At 58.3% G+C, this 599-nt stretch carries 1 protein-coding gene; it reads left to right on the top strand.

The window, feature by feature from the left end; genetic code table 11:
* Nucleotides 1–30 precede the first annotated feature (30 nt).
* A partial coding sequence (locus ACFOFO_RS26230; RefSeq protein ID WP_390333513.1) for an IS630 family transposase occupies nucleotides 31–599 on the top strand: 569 nt, incomplete at its 3' end.

Here is a 599-nt window from a genome sequence, read left to right as displayed (position 1 = left end):
TATTCTTTCGTATCTGATAGGAGAGTGCCAGTGCGAATTGCGACCGAGATTGTGCTTACGACGGAAGAGCATGCGGAACTTGCGGCGTTGATTCGCTCCGGTCTCACCAGTGTGAGGCTGGCGCTGCGTGCGCGCATTGTGCTGCTGGCGGCCGAGGGCATACAAAACAAGGACATTGCTGTGGAACTTGGCGTGGACCGTGGGCAAGTCAGGCGATGGCGCGAACGCTACGCGCAATTGCGCCTGTCGGGCATTGAGCGAGATCTGCCGCGCGGAGCGCCTGCCGTGAAAGTTGATGTTGCCCGCTTGGTTACGATGACGACAGAGAGCACACCCGAAACTGCGACGCATTGGAGCACTCGCAAGATGGCAGCCGAACTTGGTGTCAGTGCCGCCAGCGTCTCTCGGCATTGGCGAGCCAAGGGTTTAAAGCCGCATCTTGTGCGCGGCTTCAAAGTTTCGCGCGATCCGAAATTTGTCGAGAAGCTCGAAGATGTAGTGGGGCTGTATTTGTCGCCTCCTGAGCATGCGATCGTATTGTGCTGCGACGAGAAAAGCCAAGTGCAGGCACTTGATCGCACGCAGCCGGGCTTGCCGCT

This window comes from Pseudundibacterium arcticum (assembly GCF_042646465.1).
GTDB classification, from domain to species: domain Bacteria; phylum Pseudomonadota; class Gammaproteobacteria; order Burkholderiales; family Burkholderiaceae_D; genus Undibacterium_A; species Undibacterium_A arcticum.
Note: the sequence above shows the minus strand (reverse complement) of the source record. Positions and strands in the feature narration are given on the sequence as shown.